2 protein-coding genes are annotated in these 1814 nt (G+C 49.9%); one reads left to right on the plus strand and one right to left on the minus strand.

Annotated features, from left to right (window positions below):
• The first annotated feature begins 115 nt into the window (after positions 1 to 115).
• Positions 116 to 274 carry a hypothetical protein gene (locus CKW00_RS13760; protein WP_158221325.1) on the plus strand — a complete coding sequence of 53 codons (159 nt, stop codon included), beginning with the start codon at positions 116 to 118 and terminating at the stop codon, positions 272 to 274.
• A gap of 121 nt (positions 275 to 395) precedes the next feature.
• On the opposite strand, the gene CKW00_RS13375 is transcribed toward CKW00_RS13760, so the two are convergent.
• The gene (locus CKW00_RS13375; protein ID WP_095822977.1) at positions 396 to 1682 is read right to left on the minus strand and encodes an IS110 family RNA-guided transposase; all 1287 of its coding nucleotides are present in this window, start codon (positions 1680 to 1682) and stop codon (positions 396 to 398) included.
• Between the last annotated feature and the right edge of the window lie 132 nt (positions 1683 to 1814).

Raw genomic sequence — 1814 nt, forward strand, 5'->3', positions numbered from 1 at the left:
CTCCCTCTTTAAATTAACGTTTTCTTAGAATTTCTTCGTTTTTCGTCCATTTTCTTTAGAACTATAGAAGTTTATGGTTGCGGTCGAAACCTTTATATGAAAATAAAGGGGATATTTGGAATATGGGTATGACACGAACCAGACATCCATGGGTATTTTCCATGAAATGGATGTGGATCATATGATCGCACCTTGGATCTCCACGTTACACATGGCGGTGGACCCTCCCACGTCTCTCGGCGTCTATGCGCGCAAATTCCTTCGTTCGACCTGACCATGGTGGATGCCGGAAATGCTCCTTTTGTGGGTCAATGCCCTAACGGTGAAAATATTGACCGGCTTCTCCGTGCTTCTATTGGTTGAAAGGGGACGTACAACGAATGATTCCGTTCTTCTTATACAGCTTCCTGTAAGCCTGAAATGCCAGGGACATCCCGGATCATACGTGTTTCACTGAAGGCACACTTCCGTGTCCCTAAGACATAAAAGATTTTTACGAGCTTGCGACTCAGAGCGACAAACGACTGCTTCCCTGTAAGGGGATTGGTGGCCCGGTATCGATAGTGTTCATGGAGCTTCCGGAAGGCTTCATTGTGACTCGAAAGAGGTCGGGCTACCTGAAACAGTAAGCTCCGCAGTCGCTTTCTTCCACGTTTCGTGATCGTCGTCTGGCCTTTGAACGTGCCGGACTGGTTCACCTTCAGATTGAGTCCCGCTAATTTAATGATTTGGCGTGGATCTCTGTAGTTGGCCAGGTCTCCGACTTCTGCGAAGAAACCGGCTACCGTCAAAGCACTGACGCCTTTGATGGCCCTCATCTGATCGGCACCAGGAACGTGAAGAACGAGTTCTTCGAGTTGTGCTTCAAGAGCGACGAGACGTTCTTCGATTCGCTTGTACTGATCGATCAGATAATGGAATTCCTCACGGGCCATACGCAAGCCGACGGTGAGTCCTACACTGGTTTCAGCCGCCTGTTTCAATGCCTGGATGCGTTTGATGCCAACCGCTCGTTTGGCAGCTGTCTTCACTTCCGCCAGTAACGCTTCTTCAGAAGCCTGACGGATATCTTCCGGGAGGAAGCCTTTCTCCAACAGGTGGAGGGCTGCTTTCCCGGTCCAATCTTTGAACACCTGGAGAAACTCCGGAAAGTACCGGTCCAGGGCATTCTGCATTTGCGCTTTGATGGAAGAGAGGTCTTCCTGCATGATATCGTAAACTTTCATGCCTTCACGCAGTTCCGCGTACACATCCTCAGGCAGGGTCGGTTCGTGGAACCGTCCGTCCCGGACGATTTGAGCGATGACTTTCGCATCTTTCGTATCGTTCTTCGTCGGGGAATCGTCGTCCATTTCTTTGAACCGTTTCACCTTCATCGGATTGACGACCACGGTATGAATGCCGCGGGCTTTCAGGTGGTAAGCCAGGTTCAGCCAGTAATGGCCGGTCGGCTCCATGCCGATGACGATTTCAGGACGATTGTGATTCTCAGAAAGATCTTTCGCCCAGGACAGTAGCTCCGAAAACCCGGCTATCGTGTTGGCGAAGACCAGCCGTTTGGCAAGGTCCCGGCCGCGATCATCGACCACCCGTGCGACATGTTTGTGTTTGGCCACATCGACACCAATAATAAGAGTGCGATCGTTCATTTGCGCTAAGCGCTGATTTTGTGTAATATCCATAGTGAAGTCCTCCTTCGGTACTTAATTCGAGGTCATGCATGACACTCTCTATCGTACCAAGGGGGCTTCTTTTATGCATCTGGCTTCTACTCCAATTTATCCTCGCATTTTTCCCTTACAGGAATGCTCCTT

It is taken from the genome of Salimicrobium humidisoli (genome assembly GCF_002295105.1).
Lineage (GTDB): Bacteria > Bacillota > Bacilli > Bacillales > Halobacillaceae > Salimicrobium > Salimicrobium humidisoli.